Origin of the sequence: Paenibacillus pasadenensis, from assembly GCF_023715725.1 — a bacterium.
Lineage (GTDB): Bacteria > Bacillota > Bacilli > Paenibacillales > Paenibacillaceae > Paenibacillus_O > Paenibacillus_O pasadenensis_A.
This window is the reverse complement of the sequence record NZ_JAMBOT010000010.1, coordinates 88,108-111,354: the sequence shown is the minus strand read 5'-3', so window position 1 is coordinate 111,354 and position 23,247 is coordinate 88,108. Positions and strand designations below refer to the sequence as shown.

Annotated in this window: 17 protein-coding genes and 1 pseudogene; 4 read left to right on the top strand and 14 right to left on the bottom strand. The window is 56.8% G+C overall.

Annotated features, from left to right (window positions below; all coding sequences use genetic code 11):
• Nucleotides 1–631: 631 nt before the first annotated feature.
• The 5 genes and pseudogenes from rho to rpoE all read right to left on the bottom strand — a co-directional run.
• Nucleotides 632–1,862: pseudogene (gene rho, locus M3223_RS19470) on the bottom strand (transcription termination factor Rho); the annotation flags it as partial.
• Nucleotides 1,863–2,153: 291 nt separating this feature from the next.
• Nucleotides 2,154–3,407, bottom strand: coding sequence for a UDP-N-acetylglucosamine 1-carboxyvinyltransferase (locus M3223_RS19465; RefSeq protein WP_251564674.1), 1,254 nt, complete (start codon nucleotides 3,405–3,407; stop codon nucleotides 2,154–2,156).
• 342 nt (nucleotides 3,408–3,749) lie between these two features.
• A complete protein-coding gene (locus M3223_RS19460) occupies nucleotides 3,750–4,151 on the bottom strand; it encodes a response regulator (RefSeq protein ID WP_285891366.1) in 402 nt (133 codons plus the stop codon).
• Nucleotides 4,152–4,398: 247 nt separating this feature from the next.
• Nucleotides 4,399–6,000: a CTP synthase gene (locus M3223_RS19455; RefSeq protein WP_251564672.1), complete on the bottom strand. Its 1,602-nt coding sequence runs from the start codon at nucleotides 5,998–6,000 to the stop codon at nucleotides 4,399–4,401.
• Between the two features lie 362 nt (nucleotides 6,001–6,362).
• Nucleotides 6,363–6,926, bottom strand: a complete 564-nt coding sequence (rpoE, locus tag M3223_RS19450) for a DNA-directed RNA polymerase subunit delta (RefSeq protein WP_251564671.1) — start codon at nucleotides 6,924–6,926, stop codon at nucleotides 6,363–6,365.
• A gap of 507 nt (nucleotides 6,927–7,433) precedes the next feature.
• Here rpoE and M3223_RS19445 point away from each other — a divergent pair.
• On the top strand, nucleotides 7,434–8,552 hold the full coding sequence (locus M3223_RS19445) for a S8 family peptidase (protein ID WP_251564669.1): 1,119 nt from the start codon (nucleotides 7,434–7,436) through the stop codon (nucleotides 8,550–8,552).
• 31 nt (nucleotides 8,553–8,583) lie between these two features.
• Here the strand turns inward: M3223_RS19445 and argS are convergent, their stop codons facing one another.
• From argS to speE, 6 genes are all read right to left on the bottom strand, one after another.
• Nucleotides 8,584–10,260 (bottom strand): arginine--tRNA ligase, encoded by a 1,677-nt coding sequence (gene argS / locus M3223_RS19440; RefSeq protein ID WP_251564667.1) that lies wholly within the window; start codon nucleotides 10,258–10,260, stop codon nucleotides 8,584–8,586.
• Entirely contained in the window at nucleotides 10,257–10,799 is a 543-nt protein-coding gene (locus tag M3223_RS19435; RefSeq protein WP_251564665.1) for a DUF1934 domain-containing protein, read from the bottom strand. Before M3223_RS19435 ends, argS begins: the two co-directional genes overlap by 4 nt.
• A gap of 193 nt (nucleotides 10,800–10,992) precedes the next feature.
• Nucleotides 10,993–11,535: a DNA-deoxyinosine glycosylase gene (locus M3223_RS19430; RefSeq protein ID WP_251564663.1), complete on the bottom strand. Its 543-nt coding sequence runs from the start codon at nucleotides 11,533–11,535 to the stop codon at nucleotides 10,993–10,995.
• Between the two features lie 569 nt (nucleotides 11,536–12,104).
• A complete protein-coding gene (locus M3223_RS19425) occupies nucleotides 12,105–12,368 on the bottom strand; it encodes a DUF7667 family protein (RefSeq protein ID WP_251564661.1) in 264 nt (87 codons plus the stop codon).
• Nucleotides 12,369–12,669: 301 nt separating this feature from the next.
• Nucleotides 12,670–13,539: an agmatinase gene (gene speB, locus M3223_RS19420; protein ID WP_251564659.1), complete on the bottom strand. Its 870-nt coding sequence runs from the start codon at nucleotides 13,537–13,539 to the stop codon at nucleotides 12,670–12,672.
• Nucleotides 13,539–14,366: a polyamine aminopropyltransferase gene (gene speE, locus M3223_RS19415; protein ID WP_251564656.1), complete on the bottom strand. Its 828-nt coding sequence runs from the start codon at nucleotides 14,364–14,366 to the stop codon at nucleotides 13,539–13,541. The genes speB and speE overlap by 1 nt, the downstream gene beginning before the upstream one ends.
• A gap of 663 nt (nucleotides 14,367–15,029) precedes the next feature.
• On the opposite strand from speE, the gene M3223_RS19410 reads away from it, so the two are divergent.
• The 3 genes from M3223_RS19410 (at nucleotide 15,030) to M3223_RS19400 (ending at nucleotide 19,527) form a co-directional block, all read left to right on the top strand.
• On the top strand, nucleotides 15,030–17,117 hold the full coding sequence (locus tag M3223_RS19410; protein ID WP_285891372.1) for a transglycosylase domain-containing protein: 2,088 nt from the start codon (nucleotides 15,030–15,032) through the stop codon (nucleotides 17,115–17,117).
• A 131-nt stretch (nucleotides 17,118–17,248) separates the two neighbouring features.
• On the top strand, nucleotides 17,249–17,740 hold the full coding sequence (locus M3223_RS19405; protein WP_251564652.1) for a phasin family protein: 492 nt from the start codon (nucleotides 17,249–17,251) through the stop codon (nucleotides 17,738–17,740).
• Nucleotides 17,737–19,527 (top strand): ABC1 kinase family protein, encoded by a 1,791-nt coding sequence (locus M3223_RS19400; protein ID WP_251564650.1) that lies wholly within the window; start codon nucleotides 17,737–17,739, stop codon nucleotides 19,525–19,527. The genes M3223_RS19405 and M3223_RS19400 overlap by 4 nt, the downstream gene beginning before the upstream one ends.
• Nucleotides 19,528–19,615: 88 nt before the next feature.
• On the opposite strand, the gene M3223_RS19395 is transcribed toward M3223_RS19400, so the two are convergent.
• From M3223_RS19395 to M3223_RS19385, 3 genes are all read right to left on the bottom strand, one after another.
• Complete coding sequence (locus M3223_RS19395) at nucleotides 19,616–20,047, bottom strand: hypothetical protein (RefSeq protein WP_251564648.1); 432 nt, start codon at nucleotides 20,045–20,047, stop codon at nucleotides 19,616–19,618.
• 158 nt (nucleotides 20,048–20,205) lie between these two features.
• Nucleotides 20,206–21,891: a family 10 glycosylhydrolase gene (locus M3223_RS19390; RefSeq protein ID WP_251564702.1), complete on the bottom strand. Its 1,686-nt coding sequence runs from the start codon at nucleotides 21,889–21,891 to the stop codon at nucleotides 20,206–20,208.
• Nucleotides 21,892–22,588: 697 nt separating this feature from the next.
• On the bottom strand, nucleotides 22,589–23,128 hold the full coding sequence (locus M3223_RS19385; RefSeq protein WP_251564700.1) for a YwhD family protein: 540 nt from the start codon (nucleotides 23,126–23,128) through the stop codon (nucleotides 22,589–22,591).
• Between the last annotated feature and the right edge of the window lie 119 nt (nucleotides 23,129–23,247).

Below are 23,247 nucleotides of genomic sequence, written 5' to 3'. Positions count from 1 at the left end.
GCCGCTGCGCTTGGCGCCTGCGCTGCCTGATCAGCCGCAACCGCATCAGCGGCACGCGCCGTCAGGCGCTCGCCGCTGCCAGGCTGCTGCTCCGGCTGCTGCGGAGCAGCGCCGGAGCCAACAACCGGGCGCGATGCCGGGCTGTAGCCGCCCGGACGCGGGCTGCTGCTGCCGACGGGGCGGGACGTTCCCGTCTGAGCCGGACGGCTGCCGGGGCGAAGCCCCGATTGAGGACGGCTGCTGCTGTAGGAGCTGCCGGTTTGACCGGAGCGCTGCCCGCTGTAGCCGCCCTCGCTGCGGTTCGCGCTATAACCGCCTTCTCCGCGCTGCTGGTTATACCCATTATCGCTGCGCGCTGTGCCGGAGCCGCCGGTTGAATTGCCGCCACCGTTATTGTAGCCGGACGTGCCTGTACCCGAGCCTTGAGAAGAGCTGTTATTGCCTGCAGAGTAGCTGCGGTACCCGCTGCTCTGAGGATTATGATTGTTATTGCGGTAAGCGGCCGTATTGGAAACGATGGGACTGCCGCCCGCTGGAGAACCGGCTGCAGCCGATCCTCCGGCAGAATTTGTGCCAGTTGCACCAGTTACCGATGAAAGGTTTTGACGGCTGCCGTTTTTGGATTCCAGAGTAGAAAGGAATTCCACGTTCGTTTTTGTATCCCCAAGCTTTTTGAGGAAGCCGTCAACAAAGTCAGGCGAGTCGTTCATATTTTTGCGGATGACCCAGATTTTATCCAGCTCTTCCTTCGTTAAAAGCAAATCCTCGCGGCGGGTACCGGAGCGGCGAATATCGAGCGCAGGGAAAATCCGGCGCTCCGCCAGCTTCCGGTCAAGATGCAGCTCCATGTTGCCGGTGCCCTTGAACTCTTCATAAATAATATCGTCCATGCGGGAGCCCGTATCAATCAGCGCGGTCGCCAGAATCGTCAGGCTGCCGCCCTCCTCAATATTCCGCGCCGAGCCGAAAAAGCGCTTCGGACGATGGAAGGCCGCCGGGTCAATACCCCCGCTCAGCGTACGGCCGGACGGCGGAATGACAAGGTTGTAAGCCCTCGCCAGACGAGTGATGCTGTCCAGCAAAATGACAACGTCCTTTTTATGCTCGACCATGCGCAGCGCTCTCTCCAGCACCAGCTCGGCCACCTTGATGTGGTTCTCCGGCAGCTCATCAAACGTAGAGGCTACCACCTCGCCGCGTACGGAACGCGACATGTCCGTTACTTCCTCCGGACGCTCGTCGATCAGCAGCACGAACAGCTCAATTTCAGGATTGTTTTCGGAAATGCTGTTGGCAATTTCCTTCAGCAATAACGTTTTGCCCGCTTTAGGAGGCGCAACGATCAATCCGCGCTGGCCGAGGCCGACTGGAGCAAGCAGATCCATAATCCGGGTGGAAAGACGATTAGGCGTTGTTTCGAGAACAAGCTTTTTTTGCGGGAAGAGAGGAGTCAGTGCCGGAAAATGAAGCCGTTCGGCTGCCGTTTCCGGGCTCATGCCATTAACCGCATTTACTTGAAGAAGACCGAAGTAACGCTCGTTTTCTTTAGGAGGCCGGCATTTGCCGGATACAAGGTCCCCGCTGCGCAGGTCGAACCGCCGAATCTGGGATGCGGAAATGTAAATATCCTCATTGCTTGGCAAATAATTAATCGGGCGCAGAAATCCGAAGCCTTCCGGCAGGATATCCAAAATGCCCTGCATAAACAGCAGTCCGCCGCGCTCCGCCTGGGCGCGCAAAACGGCAAAAATCAATTCTTTTTTCCTCATCTGATTAAAGCTCGGCACCTCAAACTGCTTTGCGAGCTTGTACAGATCGTTTAATGACATTGCTTCCAGATCCGCGATCTGAAATTCGCTCATAAACTCACCACTTTATTCAGTTTTCGCACCTTAATCTTTACCTCATGATCGAACAATCCGAATCTATCAACTCTATTCTTTCAGTGTGTCCGCCAGAGCGTCGCTCTAACCGCAAAGAAGGAAAGGCTGTTCATCTCGTGTTGGAAAGTCTGGAAGAGAGGAATGCGCACAGATGCGGGGAAAAGAATGGCGGGCCTGCGCCGTTTGAACGATGCGCAGGCATTTCCGCCGATTAATCAGCTAGGCAACCGCCCTGGACGGGCGGCGATATCTTATATCTGCAACAATTAGTCATTCATGCTCGCGCCATACTTCAGCGCCAAGGCGGCGGAGGTTGTCCACCAGGTTGTCGTACCCGCGGTCGATATATTCAACCCCGGTAATTTCGGTGACGCCATCGGCGACGGTCAAACCGGCGACGACGAGCGATGCTCCAGCGCGAAGGTCGGCAGCGCGAACTTTGGCGGCGTTCAGAGGACTTCCCTCAATAATTGCGGAGCGTCCCTCCACACGGATATTGGCCCCCATGCGGACGAGCTCCGGCACATGCTTAAATCGGTTGCTGTACACATAATCAGTCAATATGCTTACGCCGCTCGCTTGCGTCAACAGGCTTGTCATAGGAGACTGCAGATCGGTCGCAAAGCCCGGATATACAAGCGCCCGGACGTCCACCGGCTCATAGACAGGCGTTCCAAGGATGCGAATGGACTCGTCCATTTCGATCACCTGTACGCCCATTTCCAAAAGCTTGGCGCTCATCGCTTCCATATGCTTCGGAATGACGCCATCGATAAGCACGTCTCCACGCGTAGCCGCTGCGGCAATCATATACGTACCGGCTTGAATCCGGTCCGGAATGATGGAATGGCGGCAGCCATGCATGCTATCCACACCCTCGATCCGGATCGTTTCCGTTCCGGCTCCTTTGATTCTGGCGCCCATAGAGTTGAGCAGCGTGGCGACATCGATAATTTCAGGCTCCTTCGCCGCATTCTCGATCGTCGTTACACCTTTGGCCCGGGATGCAGCCAACATGATGTTAATCGTAGCGCCAACGCTGACAACGTCCAAATAAATCTTGGCGCCGCGCAGCTCGCGGGCTGATATGCGAATGGAACCGTGATCGTTTGTCACTTCGGCGCCAAGCGCCTCAAATCCTTTAATATGCTGATCAATTGGACGCGGCTCAAAGTTACAGCCTCCCGGCAAGCCAATTACGGCTTCTCCGAACCGGCCGAGCAGAGCTCCCATCAAATAATAAGAAGCGCGCAGCAGCTTGACCTTGCCGTCAGGCATCGGGGCCGAAACGAGGTTGGACGGATCGATGCGCATTGTATCGCCGCTCCATGACACGCCCGCGCCCAGCTGCTCCAATATTTCCCCATACACCGCGACATCGCTAAGATGCGGAAGATTATCCAAAACGACTTCCGATTCAGCCAGAATAGCTGCCGGCAGCAGCGCAACCGCGCTGTTCTTGGCGCCGCTGATTTGAACCGTGCCTCGCAGCGGACGTCCGCCGCGAACCATTAATTTCTCCATTGATGCGGTATCCTCCCCGGGGAAAAACAGACCTTAAGCCGTCAGCCGGCAGGCCTGCAGCTGAAAATAACGCAGCGCGCGCCGCAGTCCATGAGAAGGGGCGCGCGCTCATTATCCTGATTCATTAGGAAGAAGACTGCCGGCCGACGGGCCGCAGACTTCGCTGAAGGAAAAGATGCGGGTCATTCTGGGCTATTATAACACACATGAAGAAGACATGTGTACTCGGCCCGCCCCCTCGAACCAATCGCCATTATTTCCCGTAATACAAAAGAAAATCCCTGCCGTACTGCCTCAGCAGCCACGAAACCGGAAGCCCGGGAACAAAAAAAGGTCCTGCAATCAGGACCCGATGGCGTACTTGCTATTGTTCTCTCCGTCGCGGCGCAGCTGCATGTTGACGGCTAGACGCATTTCGTCGATATCAAACGGCTTTGTGAAGTGCATCACAGCGCCCAGATCGGTCGCTTCTTTAATCATGTCGAGCTCTCCGTAAGCCGTCATCATAATAACCTTGATGCTGCGGTCAATCGCTTTGACATGTTTGAGGATTTCAAGGCCGTCCATGCCGGGAATTTTCATATCCAGCAGAACAAGATCCGGGCTTTCGCTTCGGACAATTTCCAAAGCCAGCTTGCCGTTCGAGGCCTGGAAGGTGGTGTACCCTTCGCTTGTAAATACCTCCATCAGGAGCACACGGATACCGTTCTGGTCATCTACGATGAGCACCTTTTTTTTGTCCAAACTTGTCTACCTCCCGTAAATTGCATGCTGTTCAACTGAGCTTAACCCTCCTCTAAACGAGGAGGAAAGCCTGTGCAGAAAATCGTGGTACATATTTCCATTTTAGATCCGGATTTACTAATCCTGTATATTCGCCCTTGCCTGCTCATCTCCTTCTTAAACATGCAAAAAAGCCGCCCATATCCTTAAAAGGAAGATGAGCGGCTATTTAGTAAGAATCTATCCTGCATAAAGCAATAAGCGCTTATTACTCTGCCACGTGCAGAGAGGCATTCACGAAACCGCGGAACAGCGCCTGCGGGCGGTTCGGACGGGAAGTGAATTCCGGATGGAATTGAACGGCCAGGAACCAAGGGTGATCCGGCAGCTCCACCATTTCAACCAGGCGTCCGTCCGGCGACGTACCGGAAATGCGCAGACCGGCTTTTTCCACCTGCTCGCGGTATTCGTTGTTAAACTCATACCGGTGGCGATGACGCTCGTATACGAGCTCGTCGTTGTATTCACGCTCGGCCAACGAGCCGGCCACAACTTTGCAAGGGTACAGGCCAAGGCGCATCGTGCCGCCAAGATCCTCAATATCCTTTTGCTCCGGAAGCAGGTCAATAACCGGGTACGGGGTAGTCGGATTGATTTCCGAGCTGTTCGCGCCTTCCAGTCCAACTACGTTGCGGGCATACTCAATAACCGCTACCTGCATGCCAAGGCAAATACCGAAGAAAGGAACGCGCTGCTCGCGCGCATAACGGATAGCCGCTACTTTGCCTTCAATTCCGCGGTCTCCGAAGCCGCCCGGCACCAGAATGCCGTTCACGCCGCCCAGCTGCTCGGCTGCATTGTCGTCCGTCAGCTCCTCAGCGTCCACCCAGCGGATGTTCACTTCGGAATCCGCCTCGATGCCCGCATGGGCCAAGGACTCAACAATGCTGAGGTACGCATCATGCAGCGCGACGTATTTGCCCACAATGGCAATTTCCGTCTTGCGCTTCAGGTTTTTCACACGATCGACGAGCTGTTTCCACTCTGTCATGTCCGGCTGCGGAGCGCTCAGCTTGAGGTGGTTGACGACATACTCGTCCAGCCCTTCCTCTTGGAGCATAAGCGGCACCTCGTACAGCGTTGAAGCATCGAGGCATTCTACGACGCCGTTCGGATCGATATCGCAGAACAGCCCGATTTTGCGCTTCATATCTTCGGAGATTTTCTTTTCCGTACGGCAAACAATGACGTTCGGCTGAATGCCGATGCTGCGCAGCTCTTTAACGCTATGCTGCGTTGGCTTTGTTTTCACTTCACCAGCGGCTTTAATGTATGGAATGAGCGTAACATGCACGTACATGACGTTGTCGCGTCCGATGTCGCTCTTGATTTGGCGGATCGCTTCCAGGAACGGCAAGCTTTCGATGTCTCCAACCGTGCCGCCGATCTCGGTAATCACGACGTCCGAGCCCGCTTCGCGTCCGGCGCGGAACACACGCTCTTTAATTTCATTTGTAATATGGGGGATGACTTGAACCGTGCCGCCAAGGTATTCGCCGCGGCGCTCTTTGGTAATAACGGAAGAGTACACTTTACCAGTCGTTACGTTGCTGTTCTTGGACAAATTGATGTCGATAAAACGTTCGTAGTGGCCCAGATCGAGATCCGTTTCCGCTCCGTCGTCCGTAACAAATACTTCGCCATGCTGATACGGGCTCATCGTTCCCGGATCGACGTTGATGTACGGATCGAATTTCTGGATCGTTACCTTCAGGCCCCGGTTCTTGAGCAGCCTGCCGAGCGAGGCTGCGGTAATGCCTTTACCGAGAGACGATACCACTCCACCCGTTACAAAGATATATTTCGTCACTGTTTAGTACCCTCCATATTTCTATGTTAGTTAAAGGTTGCCCAGGCCAGCCGGGAATCATGGCATAGCCCCTTATAAAAAACAAAAAAAGTGTCACCCGTATAAGGGGGCACTTTCTTCAATCACCCATGCAATATGCAGACTGCCCGCATCGGCATCCACTTGCCGGATCCATGCGCCTGCAGCCTTGAGCTGATTAAAAATCACTTTTCGCTCCAAAAAGCCCATGCAATAGTGTACTTCACGGCTGATGCCGTGTCAAGGACAAGCATTAAGCCCGAGCAGAGAAAAAAGGCGCTCTCCGGCCACTAAACCGGAAGCGCCTCCCGCCGATGAGCTTCATGCAGCTCAAAGCCAGAGTATTATTTTTCTTCTTCGTCGGAATCGTCGTCTTCGTCTTCTTCCTCGTCGTCGAAGTCTTCCTCGTCGTCGTCAGACTCTTCCGCCTCAGCATCCTCTTCCTCGATGGACTCGTCAACAGCAGCGTCTTCTTCCTCGCTCTCGTCGAACTCGCGATCCTCATCGAACAGATCGAAGTCTTCTTCGCTCTCGGTATAGTTCTCGTCCTCTTCACCCTCAAAGACTTCCTCGTCTTCCAGGTCGTCATCATCGTTGATGATGCGCGGACGTTTTGCATTGCTGATCGGGTCTTCGTTTTTCTCAACCGGATACCAGCGCTTAAGCCCCCACGTGTTGCTGCCGACGCAGGCGAAACGGCCGTCGATATTAATCTCCGTATAAACCTGGGCAATGACATTGTTTACTTCGCCATCCGTCAGCCCGCGGTATTTGGCAATCTCTTTCATCAAATCGCGGTAGTAGAAAGGCGTATTAGCCGCCTTCAGCACCTCAAATGCCAGATCGACCATCGGCATTTCGCGCAGGCGCTCCGCATCGAACTTTTGGGAAAGATTCGTCGTGCTCATCTAATCCAGACACATCCTCTCGGATAATCGTACGCTAGTCTTTATTCCATCATGTCCACAGTCAACCTATAGTAAAACCTATTTGCTTCAAAAAATCAAGGCGATTCGGCAGTCCGGCAGCCTCGGAAAGCCAAGTATAAGCTGTCTGCTGCGCCGAAGGCTTGTCCTCTTATCACTGCGGACCTTTGAATTCTTCCAAATCGGTACCGAAATAGCAGTAGAAATTCGGTGTCTATTCGTGTTTCAGCTTTTAATTCCGCCCCGAAAAAAGGAAGAACGAAGGGTCCCCCCTTCGCTCCTGACTGTATCCTTCCGGTTGAATGCCCCCTGAGGCGGCATTGCCCAGCTTGCAAAGAGCCCTTCGACTCTTGGTTCATTGTATGAAGCCAACAGGGCGATTGACACGAGTCGCGGCCCAAATTGTTGTAAAACGGGCAAGTTGCTCATTCGGGCAAGGACTGCACCCTCATACACTATCCAAGCATTGTCCGTCAGGAGGGACATCACTTGGATCAACTGCTCCGCTGGCTGCGCCACCTTCCTGCCTGCGCCGGCGCTCCGGCAAGGCGGCTCATGCTTTGTTTTCGCCACCGCGATGATTATTACTCCGTCCTCCATTCCTGCAAGGAAATCTCGTTTCCCCGGGAGATGCTCACTCCGCTTCCTCTCGTCCAGTCGATTAGCCTGCTGCTGCCCGCAAAAGCGGCTCTGCCGCAGCTTCCGGACAGCGTTACGTTGGAACATGACAGCTTGATTCATATGAATGCCGCAGGACTGCCCAAAGCGATGCCCGAAAAAGGGCTCCCCTGGGGCGTGCAGCAGATCCGCGCACCATTGGCATGGAACCGGACGACCGGCCATCGCGTCAAAATCGGCGTCATCGACACCGGCGTAGATCATTCACATCCCGATTTAAAATCTTCGCTCGGCCGCGGCATCAATCTGATTGACCGCACCCAGCCGCCTCATGACGATAACGGGCACGGGACTCATATTGCCGGCACTATTGCGGCAGCCAACCAGCCCTCCGGCATGATCGGCGTTGCTCCGAGATCGATTGTATACCCCGTTAAAGCGTTTGATCAGCATGGCAGCGCTTATGTGTCCGACATCATTCTCGGAATCGAGTGGTGCGTGCGCAGCGGGATGAACATCATTAATATGAGCTTTGGCATGAGATCGCGCAGCAAAGCTCTGCATACCGCCTGCATCAATGCCACCAATGCCGGGGTCATCATTATTGCCTCCTCCGGCAACGACAGCCGCAGGCGCTCTGTCGATTATCCCGCTCGTTATCCGCAGACGATATCCGTCGGCGCGACGAACCGGTTAAGGCGCATCGCCGCCTTCAGCAACCGCGGACCGTACATCGACATTTATGCGCCCGGCGACCGGATTCATTCCGCTTGGCTGAAGGGCAAGTATCATGAGATGAGCGGCACCTCGATGGCAACCTCCCATGTCAGCGGAGCTGTCGCTTTGCTGCTGGCCCAGAAGCCCGAGCTTACTCCCTCCGATATTAAAGCGATTTTGAAGCGGTCTATGATCCCGTTGCGCGGGGCCAAGGACAGCAAAGCTCCCGGGGAGCTTGACGTTCCCAAAATGATGAAAGCCGCCGAGCTCTGAGCCTCGGCGGCTTTTTTGCGAATGGTATTGCTTACATGCGTTCCGGCGCGGATACTCCGATCAGGCGCAGCGCATTAGCGATGACGGTGCGCACCGCGTCCAGCAGCGCCAGACGAGCGCCTGTTTGAGCCGCATCCTCGGTGATGGCGCGCTCGGCGCGGTAGTAGCTGTGCAGCTGGGAAGCCAGCTCGTATACATAACGGACAAGACGGTGCGGCGCATGCTGCTCCGCCGCCTGGCGGATCTCCTGCGGGAACTCCGCAAGCTTGAGCAGAAGGTCGAATTCGTGCTCGGTGTTTAGGCGGGACAGCTCCGTCTGTTCTAGCGACGGCAGACTGACGCCCTGCTCCGCAGCCTGGCGCAAAATGCTGCAAATGCGGGCATGAGCGTACTGTACATAATAAACCGGATTTTCGTTGGATGTGGATACGGCCAAATCCATATCAAAGTCCAGATGAGAGTCCATGCTGCGCATCGTGAAGAAATAACGAATCGCATCAACGCCGACTTCATCCATCAGATCTTCCATCGTCACCGCTTTGCCGGTGCGTTTGGACATTTTAACCTTTTCGCCGTTCTGGAACAGGCTGACCATCTGCGCGATGAGGACAACAAGCTTGTCCGGATCGTTGCCGAGAGCTTCCATCGCTGCCTTCATACGCGGAATGTAGCCATGGTGGTCAGCGCCCCAAATATTGATCATCGTGTCGTAGCCGCGTCCGTACTTGTCGCGGTGATAGGCGATGTCTGGCGTCAGATACGTATAAGAGCCGTCGTTCTTAATCAGAACGCGGTTTTTATCGTCTCCGTAGGCGGTTGTATTGAGCCAGGTCGCGCCTTCCTCCTCGTACACCTGACCCTTTTCGCGCAGGGCGTCAAGCGCTTGTGTGACAAGACCCTTTTCGTAAAGGGATGTTTCGCTGTACCACAGATCGAATGGAACGCGGAAACGCTCCAGGTCGCGTTTAATTTTTCCAAGCTCGCGCTCCAGGCCGTACGCTTTGAAGAAAGCAAATCGCTCCTCGTCGCTCATGGAAAGCAGGGCATCGCCGCGCTCGGCCGCAAGCTCGCGCGCAAAACCGACGATATCCTCGCCGTGATAACCGTCCTCCGGCAGCTCTGCTTGCTGTCCAAGCTGCTGGCGGTAGCGCGCCTCAATAGACTTTGCCAGATTGTTCACCTGTGCTCCGGCATCATTAATGTAGTATTCACGCGTCACTTCGTTGCCCGCAAAATCAAGCACGTTGCAGAGCGCGTCGCCGACAGCCGCTCCGCGCGCATGGCCCAGATGCAGATTGCCTGTCGGATTGGCGCTGACAAACTCAACCTCAACGCGTTTGCCGGTGTTTTCACCGCGGCCGTACTTTTCTCCTGCGGCCTGAACCTGACCGACGACCGGATACAGATAAGCGCGGTCCAGACGGAAGTTGATAAAGCCCGGTCCGGCAATATCTGCAGACAGAATGGACGCTTTCTCCTTGTCCAGATTTTCCAAGATGGCCTCAGCAATTTGGCGCGGGTTTTTGCGGGCGAGCTTTGTCAGCTGCATCGCGGCATTTGTCGCCAAATCGCCATGCGATTTGTCGCGCGGCACTTCCAGCACAAAAACCGGCAGCTCCTCGCGAGCTGCCAGCCCTGCGGCGACAACAGCGTCGGCAATACCTTCGCGGATCGCCGTATATACTTGCTCCAAAACATTCTGACTCATGAGTGATTAGCCTCCTGTATCGTAAGCCGCAATTGAAAGCGGCCGCTTAACTGGTCTTCAATGCGCAGCCGGTACGTCCACGCTAGCGTCAGCGGCAGCAGCGTTCCGCCCGTCGCCGTCGCCGACAGCTCCTCCGTCTCCGTCACCATGGGAAAGGCGAGATGAGGCGAAGAATACCTGCCTCCTCGGGATTGACCGGCCGCAAACGTCTGCTCCGACTCCAGCCCTCCCCGGCGAATAAGCGACAGCTCCTCGCCGTTCCAGCGAAGCGTCGTTCGCACCCCGCCGTGCAGCTCGTCCTGTTCCTCGTAACGGAGAAACGTCGTTTTTCCTTTTTGGATAAGCTCTCCGCGATGCTGCGCGGCAGGCGAGCGGCGTCCGTCCTGTGTGCTGTGCACGGTAATAATGACGTCGCGTTTGCCCTCTTGCGGCGGCGTTGCGCGGCGGCCCTCAGCCTGCTCCGGCGGAACGGAATTGTCCGGCAGCCCGGCCTCGCCCATGCGATTCGCGCCGGGAGAAGCTTCATTATGTCGTGTCATATCGCTTAAGCAACCCCTCTGCCCGAGCGTCAGGCGACGGGCATCGTTATCTTCATTACTATATACAGGATAGCAGCAAGTTTCAATGATCCTCTCCGGATGACGAAAAACCTTCGGGCTGCCGTTCTGCAGCTCGAAGGTTAAGATCAGAGGCGGCGCTAAGCGGCGCCGGGTACATTGCTCACAGCTAAGCTTAGTGCTCCTCCAGGCCGCGTAAATACGGTTTAAGCCGAACCCACTCCGTTAGACGATCCTCCAAATTGCGCATAGCCGGAGTCGGAACCGGGCTTGTGGAAGGCAAGCGCAGCAGCTCTAATCCCGCTAATGCGGAATGATCCTTGAAGTGTTTTTGAAAAGTGGCGTGCGACTTGGCGCCATTAAAAGCAAGCGCGCGCAACGTCGGGTATTGCTGCACCAGCCCCGGCAAATCGTTTGGCTCGGCATCGCGGATGTTCATGTCCAGGCTTCCGGGGCGGATGCAGGAGCCGATCATATCCCACATCGCCACTCCAATGCCGGCTGCGTAAGCAAGCCTCTCTTCGTAGGCATCGTCGGGCTCCCGCCCGCTGAGCGCATAAAGAATGCGCCACATATAATTGCGGTCGTTGGCATAGTACCGCTGCTCCTGCAGCGATTTGACTCCAGGCATGCTTCCAAGCACAAGCACGGTTGCGCCCGGCGCGATAATGGGCGGAAACGAATAAACCTTGCTATCCTCCAGCTTAATCCCTCCCAAGCGGCGCAGCCGGAGATCGGCGGAACGTTGACATGTATCGCAAATAAACGTCCTGTCCGGGCAAACTTTCATCCCTGTTGGCGTGTAACGCAACTGAGACGCCTTATTGAGCCAATTTTCATTCCTTTTGACACGTAACGCAACTGAGACGCCTTATTCAGTGCTGGAAGGGCCATAAAGCTCTCTTTTCCAGCATATAAGACTTCTCAGTTGCGTTAAATCTCAGAAAAGGCGATTTTAGCGGAAATAACGCTTCTCAGTTGCGTTAAACCGTACGTTGGCCGTGAGCCATCTGCTGACCCTCTGGGCTGGCCCAGCCTCCTCAAGCATCGCTACATCCATCAGTCCTGTCGAGGCCCGCACTTCCGCATCGCTACATCTACCAGTCCTGTCGAGGCCCGCCAAAGCGCCGCCCCCCTCTGACCGAAATCCCCGCCTCTATGAGAGGCTCGCAGGAGGCAACCGGCTTTTTCAGGGGGCGTTCGAACTTACCCTGGGCAAGCCGAGATACTCGCGCGGGTTAAGTCCAGGGAAGCGGAGTGAAAGGCGATTGGCAGGGGCGATGTCCTCTAGACCTGTCCGTTTTTACCGCGGAAGGCGGGCGGCGTTCCGTCGAGCTTCTCGATTTTGCCGCAAATTTCGTGATGCCACTCGGTGTCGTTGGTCATAGACGCGAGCAGCGACATATTGTACAGGTTGGCCAACCGCCGGCAATGCGAGGCGTTCACCGCCAAACAATGCTCAAAGTCCGCCTGTTCCTCGCTCGTCAGCGGCCGGCGTTCGCGGATGGTCCACAGCTCGGCCAAATGCTCATGTATCGGCAGCAATCCCATAGCGCTTTAGGCACCTCCTTGTATTCTATCAGCCAGTATAGCCAAACAAGTAGAGGTCCAAGCATCGCCGGACAAAAAAATCCCCGCTCCCCGCGTCGCAGACGGGAGGAACGGGGCTGTGCAGCGGGAACTCCCGCTGGTCGGGGATTTCAGCAGTGCCGAATAAATTAAAGCAATCCAGGCTATTAGCAGACTGCCCCGCTAACAGCAGCGCCGCTTATTGCAACGGTTTGTGCTAACGGCCGAAGCTTCCGCTGCACGAGAAGCCCCGACAGCGCGATTCCGAACGGAAAAGGCCGGTTTATTTAATGAAGCCGAGCAGCATTTCGCGAATGACTTTGGAAGCGACGATCTGCGTTTGTTCCGTAGGATCGTAAGCAGGCGCTACTTCGACGAGATCGCAGCCGACAACGTTCACGCCGGAGCGGGCAATTGCATGTACGGCATCAATCAGCTCCTTGCTCGTAATGCCGCCAGCTTCTGCGGTGCCGGTGCCCGGCGCTGCGGAAGGATCCAGCACGTCGATGTCGATCGTCAGGTAAACCGGACGGCCTTCCAGCTCAGGCAGCACTTTTTTGAGCGGCTCAAGCACTTCGAACGGATGGAAGTTAATGTTCTCGCGGGCGAACTGCCATTCCTCACGGGAGCCGGAACGGATGCCGAACTGATAAATATTTTTGCCGCCCATCAGGCCAGCCGCTTTGCGCAGCGGTGTGGAATGGGACAGCGGCTCGCCTTCATACGACTCGCGGAGATCGGCGTGCGCGTCGAAGTGAATGATGGCGAGATCCGGATGCTTTTTATAAACCTCCCGGAAAATCGGCCAGCTGACGAGATGCTCGCCGCCGAGGCCGACCGGCATCTTGCCGTCCGCCAGCACTCCAGCTACAAACTCGCCGATAATGTCGAGTGAGCGGGCTGCGTTGCCAAACGGAAGCAGCAGGTCGCCGGCATCAAAATATTCGATTTCTTCCAGGCTGCGGTCCAGATACGGGCTGTACTCTTCCAGGCCGATCGATACCTCGCGGATACGGGCCGGGCCAAAACGGGAGCCGGGACGGAAGCTCACGGTGAAGTCCATCGGCATGCCGTAGATAACGGCGCGCGATGCTTCATAGTTCTCGGAGCTGAGAATAAAAACGTTGCCGGAGTATTTTTGGTCGATTTTCATTATTTCACCAGATCCTCGACGAACTTAGGCAGTACAAACGCTGCTTTGTGCAGACGCGGCGTGTAGTACTTCGTTTCGCGCTCCGGAATAGCCGTTTCGTCTACTGCGAGCGGATCATGCTTTTTGGAGCCCATCGTGAACGTCCACAGGCCGGACGGATACGTCGGCACGTTTGCCCAGAACACGCGCACGATCGGGAAAACTTCCTTCACGTCGCGGTTAACGCTGGTGATCAGATCGGCTTTGAACCAAGGGTTGTCCGTTTGCGCAACGAACAGGCCGTCTTCTTTCAGCGCCTCGTAGATGCCTTGATAGAAGCCGCGCGTGAACAGGTTGGCCGCTGGGCCGACCGGCTCGGTGGAGTCTACCATAATAACGTCGTACTCGTTTTTATGATCGTGGATATGCATAAAGCCGTCGTTCACATGCACTTCGACGCGAGCGTCGTCCAGGCCGGAAGCGATGTTCGGCAGATACTTCTTGGAGTATTCGATAACCTTGCCGTCGATATCGACGAGCACGGCGCGTTTTACTTTTGGATGTTTGAGAATTTCGCGGATAACGCCGCCGTCGCCGCCGCCCACTACGAGCACTTGCTCCGGGTTCGGATGCGTGTTGAGCGCCGGATGCGCTACCATCTCATGGTAAACGAACTCATCCTTGTCGGTCGTCATGACCATGCCGTCGAGCACGAGCATCGTGCCGAACTCCTCGGTCTCGATCATTGCGAGCTGCTGGAAATCCGTTTGCTCGTTTACATAGGTTTCTTTCACTTTCGCCGTGATGCCGTAAGACTCGGTTTGCTTCTCTGTGTACCACAATTCCATGGTAAGAGTCCCTTCTTTCTTCTTCAGGTTTGGGGACGGAATAACCGTCCATCGGAAGACCGCCCCGGCCTGCCGGCCGGCCGAACTCGAAGCGCAGGGATGCCTGCGACAGGCTCTTACGCATACATTTCTCCCATTCGAAAGGCGATCCGGCAAAGGGTCTTTGTCGAATCCGCCCCCTTAAGGTCGACGGTTCAACCTGTATTATAGTCAAATCCCCCCCTCAATACAAACCTTTCTTCCTGCATTTTCAACAGTTTTAAAATGACGCTAACGCTCCGCCAAAGATCAGCCCTTCCATGAGCGCGTACCTTAGTTTATTGGAATTTATCCTCTGAAAAGGCAGAAAGAAGAGCGCTGCCGCCCTGCGGACGGATCTATTGCCGCGCTTCGTTTCACATGTCTTGTAGAATGGTCGTATAACCGCCCCTCCCAGCATCCATACTATGGAAAAAGATGTCGAATACTCGGGAGGAAAAGCCTGTGAACAAACGACCCGCGCCGCGCCTCAAGGCGGCCGAGCTGATCAACCGCTTAAACGCGCTGCTTAAGGCTGCATGGGCGTCACGCCTGTCTCTGCGCAGCCGAACAGCGCCGGGAGCCGTCCGGAAGGGAGCGCCCGGCACCGGACCCGCCTCTGCCCGCAGCCGTTCCGCCGGAACGATGCCCGAAGCGCGTATCTCTTCAGGCCGCCTATCCAAGGTTCGCCGATTCGTGCGCGTAAAGGGGCCTCTCCGCATCGCCGCGCTCACGGCCGGGACCGCGCTCTCCCTCCTGCTCCTGCTGCTGAGCGCCGTGCTGCTGACGCTGCGGCTGCAGTCGCTGCCTGCCAGCTCCGCCGCGCAGGTATCGCAAATCTATGACGCCTCCGGCCGGCTCATTGACTCGTTCCACGCCGGCCAAAGCCGGGAAAGCGTGCCGCTGTCGCGAATCTCCCCATACTTGATCGACGCTACGCTGGCGATCGAGGACCGGCGCTTCTACGAGCACGGCGGCTTTGATCTGCGCAGCATGGCGCGGGCGGCGCTTGTCAATCTGGAGAGCGGCCGCGCCCGCCAAGGAGCCAGCACGATTACGCAGCAGCTTGCGCGCAATCTCTATTTGACGCATGAGCGCACCTGGAAGCGCAAGCTTCGGGAGGCGGCCTACACGGTTCAGCTGGAGATGAACCTGTCCAAGGAAGAGATTTTGGGCCAATACTTCAACCAAATTTACTATGGGCATGGAGCCTACGGCATCGAGAAAGCGGCCAAAATGTACTACGGCAAACACGCATCCGAGCTTACGCTTGCCGAAAGCGCCATGCTTGCAGGCGTTCCCAAAGGGCCAAAATACTACTCGCCCTACATGAACATGGATAACGCCCTGCGCCGCCAGCGGCTCATTCTCGCCGCGATGCAGACGAGCGGGGCCATTACGCCGGAGCAAGCGGCGGCAGCCCGTGCCGAGAAGCTGGCGTTTAAGCCGCTCCAGCCTGCAGGCTCCGGCGACGGCGCGCCTTATTTCCGGGATTACGTAAGGCAGACAGCTGTTGACGAGCTTGGCCTGGACGAGCATCTGATCAGCGAGGGCGGGGTGCGCATCTACACCACGCTTGATCCCGCCATGCAGAAGGAAGCGGAGGCGGCGGTCAAAGCCGCCATTCCGTCCACGTCGGAGCAGCAGGCCGCACTCGTCGCCATCGAGCCGGAAACCGGGTATATCCGGGCGATGGTAGGCGGACGCGACTACCGCAAAGGACCGTTCAACCGCGCGCTGGCCCGCCGCCAGCCTGGCTCTTCCTTCAAGCCGATTCTGTACTTAACCGCGCTCCAAAATGGAATGACGCCGGTGAGTCCGTTTAAGAGCGCACCAACGATTTTCTCCTATGACGGAGGACGTAAAACGTACTCTCCGCGCAATTACCACGATCGTTATACGGGCAAGGATATTTCGATGCGCGATGCAATCGCCAGCTCCGACAACACCTACGCCGTCAATACAATCATGCAAGTAGGAGCGGAAAAGGTCGTTGATGCCGCCCGGCAGCTCGGCTTTGACGGCGACATGCAGCCGGTGCCGTCGCTGGCGCTTGGCACCTATCCGGCCAGCCCGCTGGAAATGGCATCGGCCTTCAGCGCACTGGCCGCAGGCGGTATGCGCGCCGAGCCGACCGCGATTTTGCGCATCGAGGACAGCAAGGGCGAGGTGCTGTACCGCGCCGAGCCGCACCGCACGCGCGTAGCCGGGGCTGCGCATGCTTATGTGCTCACCAGCCTGATGGAAAGCGTGTTCGAAACCGGCGGCACCGGCAGCCGCGTGTCGGCGATGATTCATCGTCCGGTTGCCGGCAAAACCGGCACAACCTCCGACGACGCCTGGCTCGTCGGCTATACGCCTGAGCTCGCGACAGCCGTCTGGACCGGCTACGACAAGGGACGCCGGATTACGACGGCTGAGGCGCACCGGGCGGCGCCGATCTTCGCCGCCTTCACGGAGCACGCGCTTGCCGGCCGTCCAGCGCGGCCTTTCACTGTGCCGGACGGCGTCCTGAGCGTCGCCGTTGATACCGCCAGCGGCCTGCGCTACGGTCCCGGCTGCGGCGGCTGGCGCATGGAGCTGTTCGTCGCCGGCACGGAGCCGGTCGGCACCTGCGACGGCAGCCGGGCGGCTGCGGATGAAGCTGCCGCTGGCGCCGGGGCTGGTGCAGCCGATGAGCAGCCGGGGCGCGGCGGCTGGCTGAAAGGAATTTCCCGCTGGCTGCGCCGCTGATTGTGCTGCCGCAGCGGGCGGCCTGCCGGACTGGATGATTCGCCCAGCCCGCTGGGGTATAATGAAGGAGTACATGCCAGTCGTTTGAGAATGTTAGCTTTCAACTAGGAGAAGAAGGCAGGTGTCGGTTCATGAAAGACCTCTTGAACAAAGCGTTTTCCCTCGGGCTTGGTCTGGCCGCCTCTACAAAGGAGCAGGCCGAGAAGCTCGCCCAGGAGCTGTCAACCAGAAGCGACATGAGCAAGGCCGATTCGCAGCAGTTCGTCAGCAGCATGATCTCGCGCGGGCAGGAAGCCCGCAGCACGATGGAGACCTTCATCCGCGACCGCGTCAAAGACATTACGGATGAGCTGGAGCTCGTCCATCGCGGCGAGCTCGCCAAGCTGGAGGCGCGCATCGCCGAGCTGGAAGCCCGGCTTGACGGACCGTCCGTCCATGCCGAGGCGTCCGCTCCCCCTCCGGCTGGCGGCACGGATGAATCCGCCGCTTACGAGGGCACCGGAAAAGCAGGTCCCGGCGTCCCTCCCGTCCTGCATCCCGAGCCGCCGCGCAGCGGAGCGACCGAAGGAGCCGTGCTGTACACGGAGGAGTCCGGCGGGACACAGCACGGAAAGAACGAATGACGATTGGACGCCGGCTGCGCCATCTGCAGCGCTACCGCGAAATCGCGCTTGCTTTTGCGCGCAACGGCTTCGGGTATTTCGTCCGGGAGCTCGGCCTGACCAAGCTGATTCCTCATTGGCGAAGCGTGGAGAGCCAGCATCATAGCCCTACGCGGACGACCGGAGAACGCCTCCGGTCTTTTTTGCAGGAATTGGGGCCGACGTTTGTTAAACTGGGCCAGATCGCCAGCACGCGGCATGATCTGTTTCCTCCGGATATTATCGAGGAGCTGCAAATGCTGCAGGACAAAGTGACTCCGGTTCCGTTCGACGAGGTTAAGCGCGTGCTGGAGGAGGAGCTCGGTGCGTCGCTGGACGCTGTGTTCCGTGAATTCCGCCAGGAGCCGGTCGCAGCTGCCTCGATCGGACAAGTGCACTATGCCCGGCTGCGCTCCGGCGAAGAGGTAGCCGTCAAGGTGCAGCGTCCGGGAATCCGCAAGACGGTAGAGACCGACCTGGAGATTTTGCGGAACCTGGCGCGTCTGGCGGAGCACCGGCTTCATTGGGCTAAACAGTACGGAGCGGTTGAGCTCGTTGAAGAGCTCGCCATTTCGCTTACGGCGGAGCTGGACTACACGCTGGAAGGAAGAAGCTCGGAACGTATTGCCGATCATTTCAAGGAGCGGCAGGATGTGCGGATTCCGGCCATCTGGTGGGATCTGTCCACGCGCCGTGTGCTCACGATGGAATTCCTGCGCGGCATCCAGCTGCATGACGCAGCGGCGCTGGAGAAAGCCGGCTACAATACGGCGCAGGTCGCCGAAGCGGTGGCCAGCTTGATTTTGGAGCAAATTTTTATATCCGGCCATTTCCATGCTGATCCTCACCCCGGCAATGTGCTTGTTCTACCTCCGCCTGCGGCGCGCAAGCGGAGGGGCCGGAAAGCGAATATCGCCGCCGATGGGCCAAATTCTGACCAGCAGGACGACTCGCAGCATTCCGGCAGCAAGGACAGCAGCGGCAACGCTCCCGTCATTGGCCTGATCGACTTCGGCATGACGGGGCGGCTGACGCCGGGCATGAAAAATCATTTTGCCTCACTGATTATCGCGCTTCGCCGTCAGAGCACGGACGGAGTCATTAAAGCGATCGAGTCGATGGGGCTGATTCCCGACAACGCCGACTGGCAGGAGCTGAGGCGCGATGTTGACCGGCTGCGTGAAAAGTATTACCAGGTACCATTTCGTGAGATCAGCCTGGGTGAAGCCGTGACGGATCTGTTTCACGTTTCGTACAGCCACCGGATTCGCATGCCGGCTGATTTTATGCTGCTGGGCAAAGCTTTATTGACGCTGGAAGGCGTCATTACCGGGCTCGATCCCGAATTCAGCGTCGTCGCCGTAGCGGAGCCCTTTGGCCAAAAGCTCCTGCTGGAGCGGCTGAAGCCGGGCAAGCTCGCGGAGTCGGCCGCCGGTTACGCCGCCGAATATTTGGACCTGCTCGGCGAGCTGCCCTCTCGGCTGCGCAGTCTGGGACGCCTGCTCGTTCGCGGCAAGCTGCCGCTGGAGCTGTCGGTCCGCGACGTGGACCGGATGCTGCAAAAGCTGGACCGCATCAGCGGACGTCTCAGCTTCAGCATCGTGCTGCTCAGCTTCAGCATCATTATGGCCGGACTGGTCATCGGCTCGTCCATCGGCCGCCAGCCAGGGCTGCTTTCCCGATTCCCCGTGCTGGAGATCGGCTTTACGATTGCCGCCGTCATGTTTCTGTACATGCTTGTGTCGATTTTCCGGTCGGGAAAAAAATAAAGCTTGAACCCAGCGGCATTGCCGGGGTTCAAGCCTTTTTTTTATTGACCGCACAGGAAGGTCATAGCCTCAGTCCCGGCCATTATTCCTAGTTGGAATAACCTGTGAAAATCACGCTTTCCGGGCCTACACGCGTCATTCCGGTTATGCTCGCCGTGACATAGACCGAGTAAACCGCCGATGAGCTTACCTGGGCACTGAAGTCGCATCCGTTGAAGCTGACGACTCGAGGACCCGTCTCGGATGCCAGAATCGACTCCGAGAGCGAGTATACCAGAACGCCTGAAGACGTCGCTCCTCGAAAAACATAAACGGTAACCATAGCATCGGCTGGAGTCGTCGGCTGTTGGAACGTTACCGTGCCGCTGAATTCCACCCGGGTGCTTCCGAGCGTGCCTGACGACAGATTGAGCCCAAGCACTCCGATCTGCTGCAGCGTTCCGGACGTCGGAATCGTGACCAAAATCGAGCTTCCGTAACTGGCGTTTTGCGCCGCCCTGGCATCTAACCAAGTTGACATAAGACATACCACCTTTTCCTAAAATATGGTAGCAGTATATGCTGGACAGGCTGTACCGCAACGGCTAATCACCCGTGGGAACCGTGCATATAACAGCCAGTTCGTGGAAAAAGCCCGCTCCTTGGCGCGGAGCGGGCTTAATATAAAAATAGCAGGCTTTATTGGACGTCGGCGTAATAGGAGCTAAGCGCGTCAGCGACGCCAAGCGTATTCCGCCGCAAATCCTTGGCGCTGAAGAACAGCTCGCCGGAAACGGAGCCGGACTGTTCGTTGTAATCCAGTTGTTTGATGATTTCGGAGGAAGATTGCCAGCCGGTTTCAGGCGTACCCAGCTTATATGGAGAATGACCAATGTAAAGATCCACTCCGCTGCCCTTGACCGTTGTCATCCACCAATCGGCGACCTTATCGTAAGCCGCAGTCGGATGCGCGAAGCTCCAATATATTTGCGGAGCTACATAGTCCAGCCATCCTTGCTGAACCCATAAACGGACATCCGCATACATATTGTCGTACGCGGTTACGCCGGCTTTTGTATCGGAGCCGGTCGGATCGACAGACTTGTTGCGCCAGACGCCGAACGGGCTGATTCCGAACTCGACATCCGATTTAGCCGCATGGACGGAACGATCCAGCTCTTGGACAAATTTGTTGATGTTGGAGCGGCGCCAATCGGCTTTAGACAAGCCCGATCCTGCGCTGTACAGCTTGTAGGTTGCCTCATCGTTAAACTCCGTTCCAGACGGATAGAAATAGTCATCCAGATGAATGCCGTCAACGTCGTAACGGGCCGCCACCTCGGTAATGATGTCGATAACGGCCTGCCGGGCAGCCGGGATGCCGGGATTAATGTATGGCTTGCCGCCAGCGTTGACGATCCATTCCGGCTTCTGGCGGACGAGGCTGAGCGGATCCAGCTGTGATGAATCCGTTGTTGTGGAAGCCCGGAAAGGGTTGAACCAGGCGTGGAACTCCATCCCCCGTTTGTGCGTCTCCTCGATCATGAACCCAAGCGGATCGTAATTCGGCTTCACTCCCTGCTTGCCGGTCAAATAAGACGACCAAGGGCTGAGCAGCGACGGATAGAGGGCGTCGCCTGCCGGCCGCACTTGCACGAATACTGCATTCATGCCCATCTTTTGCAGCTCGTCCAGCAGCGCCGTAAACTCTTGTTTCTGCTTGGCGCTGTCATTTGCCTTGGCGGAAGCCGCTGTCGGCCAGTCCAAATTGTACACGGTGGAAACCCATGCGCCGCGAAGCTCGGCCGGATCTTCAGCTGGCTGTTCCGGAGGCTGAGGCGACGGTGAGGGCCCCGGGGTAGTCCCCGGACCAGGGTTTCCTGTCTCGGGACCGTTGCCGGGATTTGGCGGAGTCTCCGTTCCGGTGCCGGGGTTCGCCCCATTTTCTCCAGGCGAGGTCAAGCGGACCGTCCGCAGTTTGCCATCCCATTTTACATTCAAACCAAGCTGCTCCCCGACAAAACGGAGCGGCACCATCGTGCGGCCGCCTTTAACCTCGATCGATGCGTCCAGATTAATCCGTTTTCCGTTTACAGTAGCGTAGGACTGCCCTGCAATAAGGGAAATAGAGCTTCCCGACATTTCAATATCGGCCCGTCGCTGCTTGGCGGACCAGCTGACCGTTGCGCCCAGACCTTCACTGACGATTCGCAGCGGCACCATGGTCACATTTACTTTCGGCATGATATACGGCGGCGCATCCGCTGACAGCTGCTGTCCGTCTAAATAAATGCTTATCGCAGATGCCGCTTTTGCATCGCCGGGAACGGCCGCCGTTCCAACAGCCAGCGCTGCGAGCAGCGGCAAAACGGCCAGTTTTTGCATGACGCTTTTTGCAGATGAAAATTTGTTGTAACTCACTTTCTCATTCCTTCCTCGTAGCATTTGTCTAAGCTGTCAAGGTGCTTAACCAACGCTAATTTAGACGCTGCTCCACACCTGTAAGTTGCTAAGTCTTTCCAAAATGGAGAGAGAACGGGCGAATAACGGCGAAATACAGCCTAACACTGCAAAAAGCTAGGAATGGGCGGCGAAAACGATCTAAAAATGCCGATTTGTGACTAATACTGAATATTCTGATTATTTAATTAATTGTAAACATACGGTATAATGAAGCTACTCCCACAGAGGAAAGGGGATAGTCCAATGGAGACGGTTAGCGAAGCATGTCCCCGACTGAGCATCGCAGTTCAGCAGTCGGTGAAGCTGGCCTCACGTGCAGGGCCAAGCGGGCATGCGGGTACTGAAACGGAAATCTGTTGTGCGCACGAACCAGTTATTCATTCTGTATGGAGGAAACGAAATCTGAGAAGGAAGCAAGCGTTAGGTTACGCAAGCTGCTGGGAATGGAGTGTAAGTGTCTAATTGAATAGGAAAATGTTAAGCAGGAGATAGGGCTTTCGGTTGTCAGCGGACAAGCGGAAGCCCTATTGGTATTTTCTGAATCTATCAGCCACGCAAAAGAGCCTCTGCGGCAGAACGTTCTGCCGCAGAGGCTCTTTTGCGTACATCCAATCTTCTATTAACCCCCGAGCTGATCCTTCAGCGTCTGCGGCGAATGCTCCCACCACTCGGCGTTATGGGCAATAAGCAGCTCTCGAAGCACCGTCTTTTCCTCGGCGGACAGCTCATCCAGCACAAAACGGCGCTTGATCGAATAGTCGAGGTTGTTCACATGCTGGGCGAGAATTTTCCAGCCGCGGCGAGCCTCAGTGTCGATAAGCATCGGACAGGCCGTTGCCCCTGCGTAAAAGGAGCCTTCCTCATCCCGGTCCACAGCTACCCATACGATCCAGACCGGACGGCCGTTCGGCACATTTTCTTTCTCCGGGCTGAACTTGATTCCCTTCTCTACCTTGCTCTTGGCATGCATAGCGCCGTTATCGATATACGCTTCACTGCCGTCAATGATAACGGAAGAGACGCGGCTCAGATCAATCGTGCCCGCGCCGAAGCCCCGGTGCTCCTTGTTGCTGACCACGTTAAGCGACAGCGAGCGCTTGCCTTTGGCCGGTTGCTCCGCCGCCCCCTCCGGCTGCGGTGTTCCTTTGTTTTCTTCCATGTCCTGCTCCCTTCCAAGCTTGTTCCAAACCAAGCCCATCTATAGTCCGATGCCCCTGCAAGCCGCATAAAACGGTACAGGCAGGGGCTTGTATTCGATATTTTTCATTTTAGCTAATA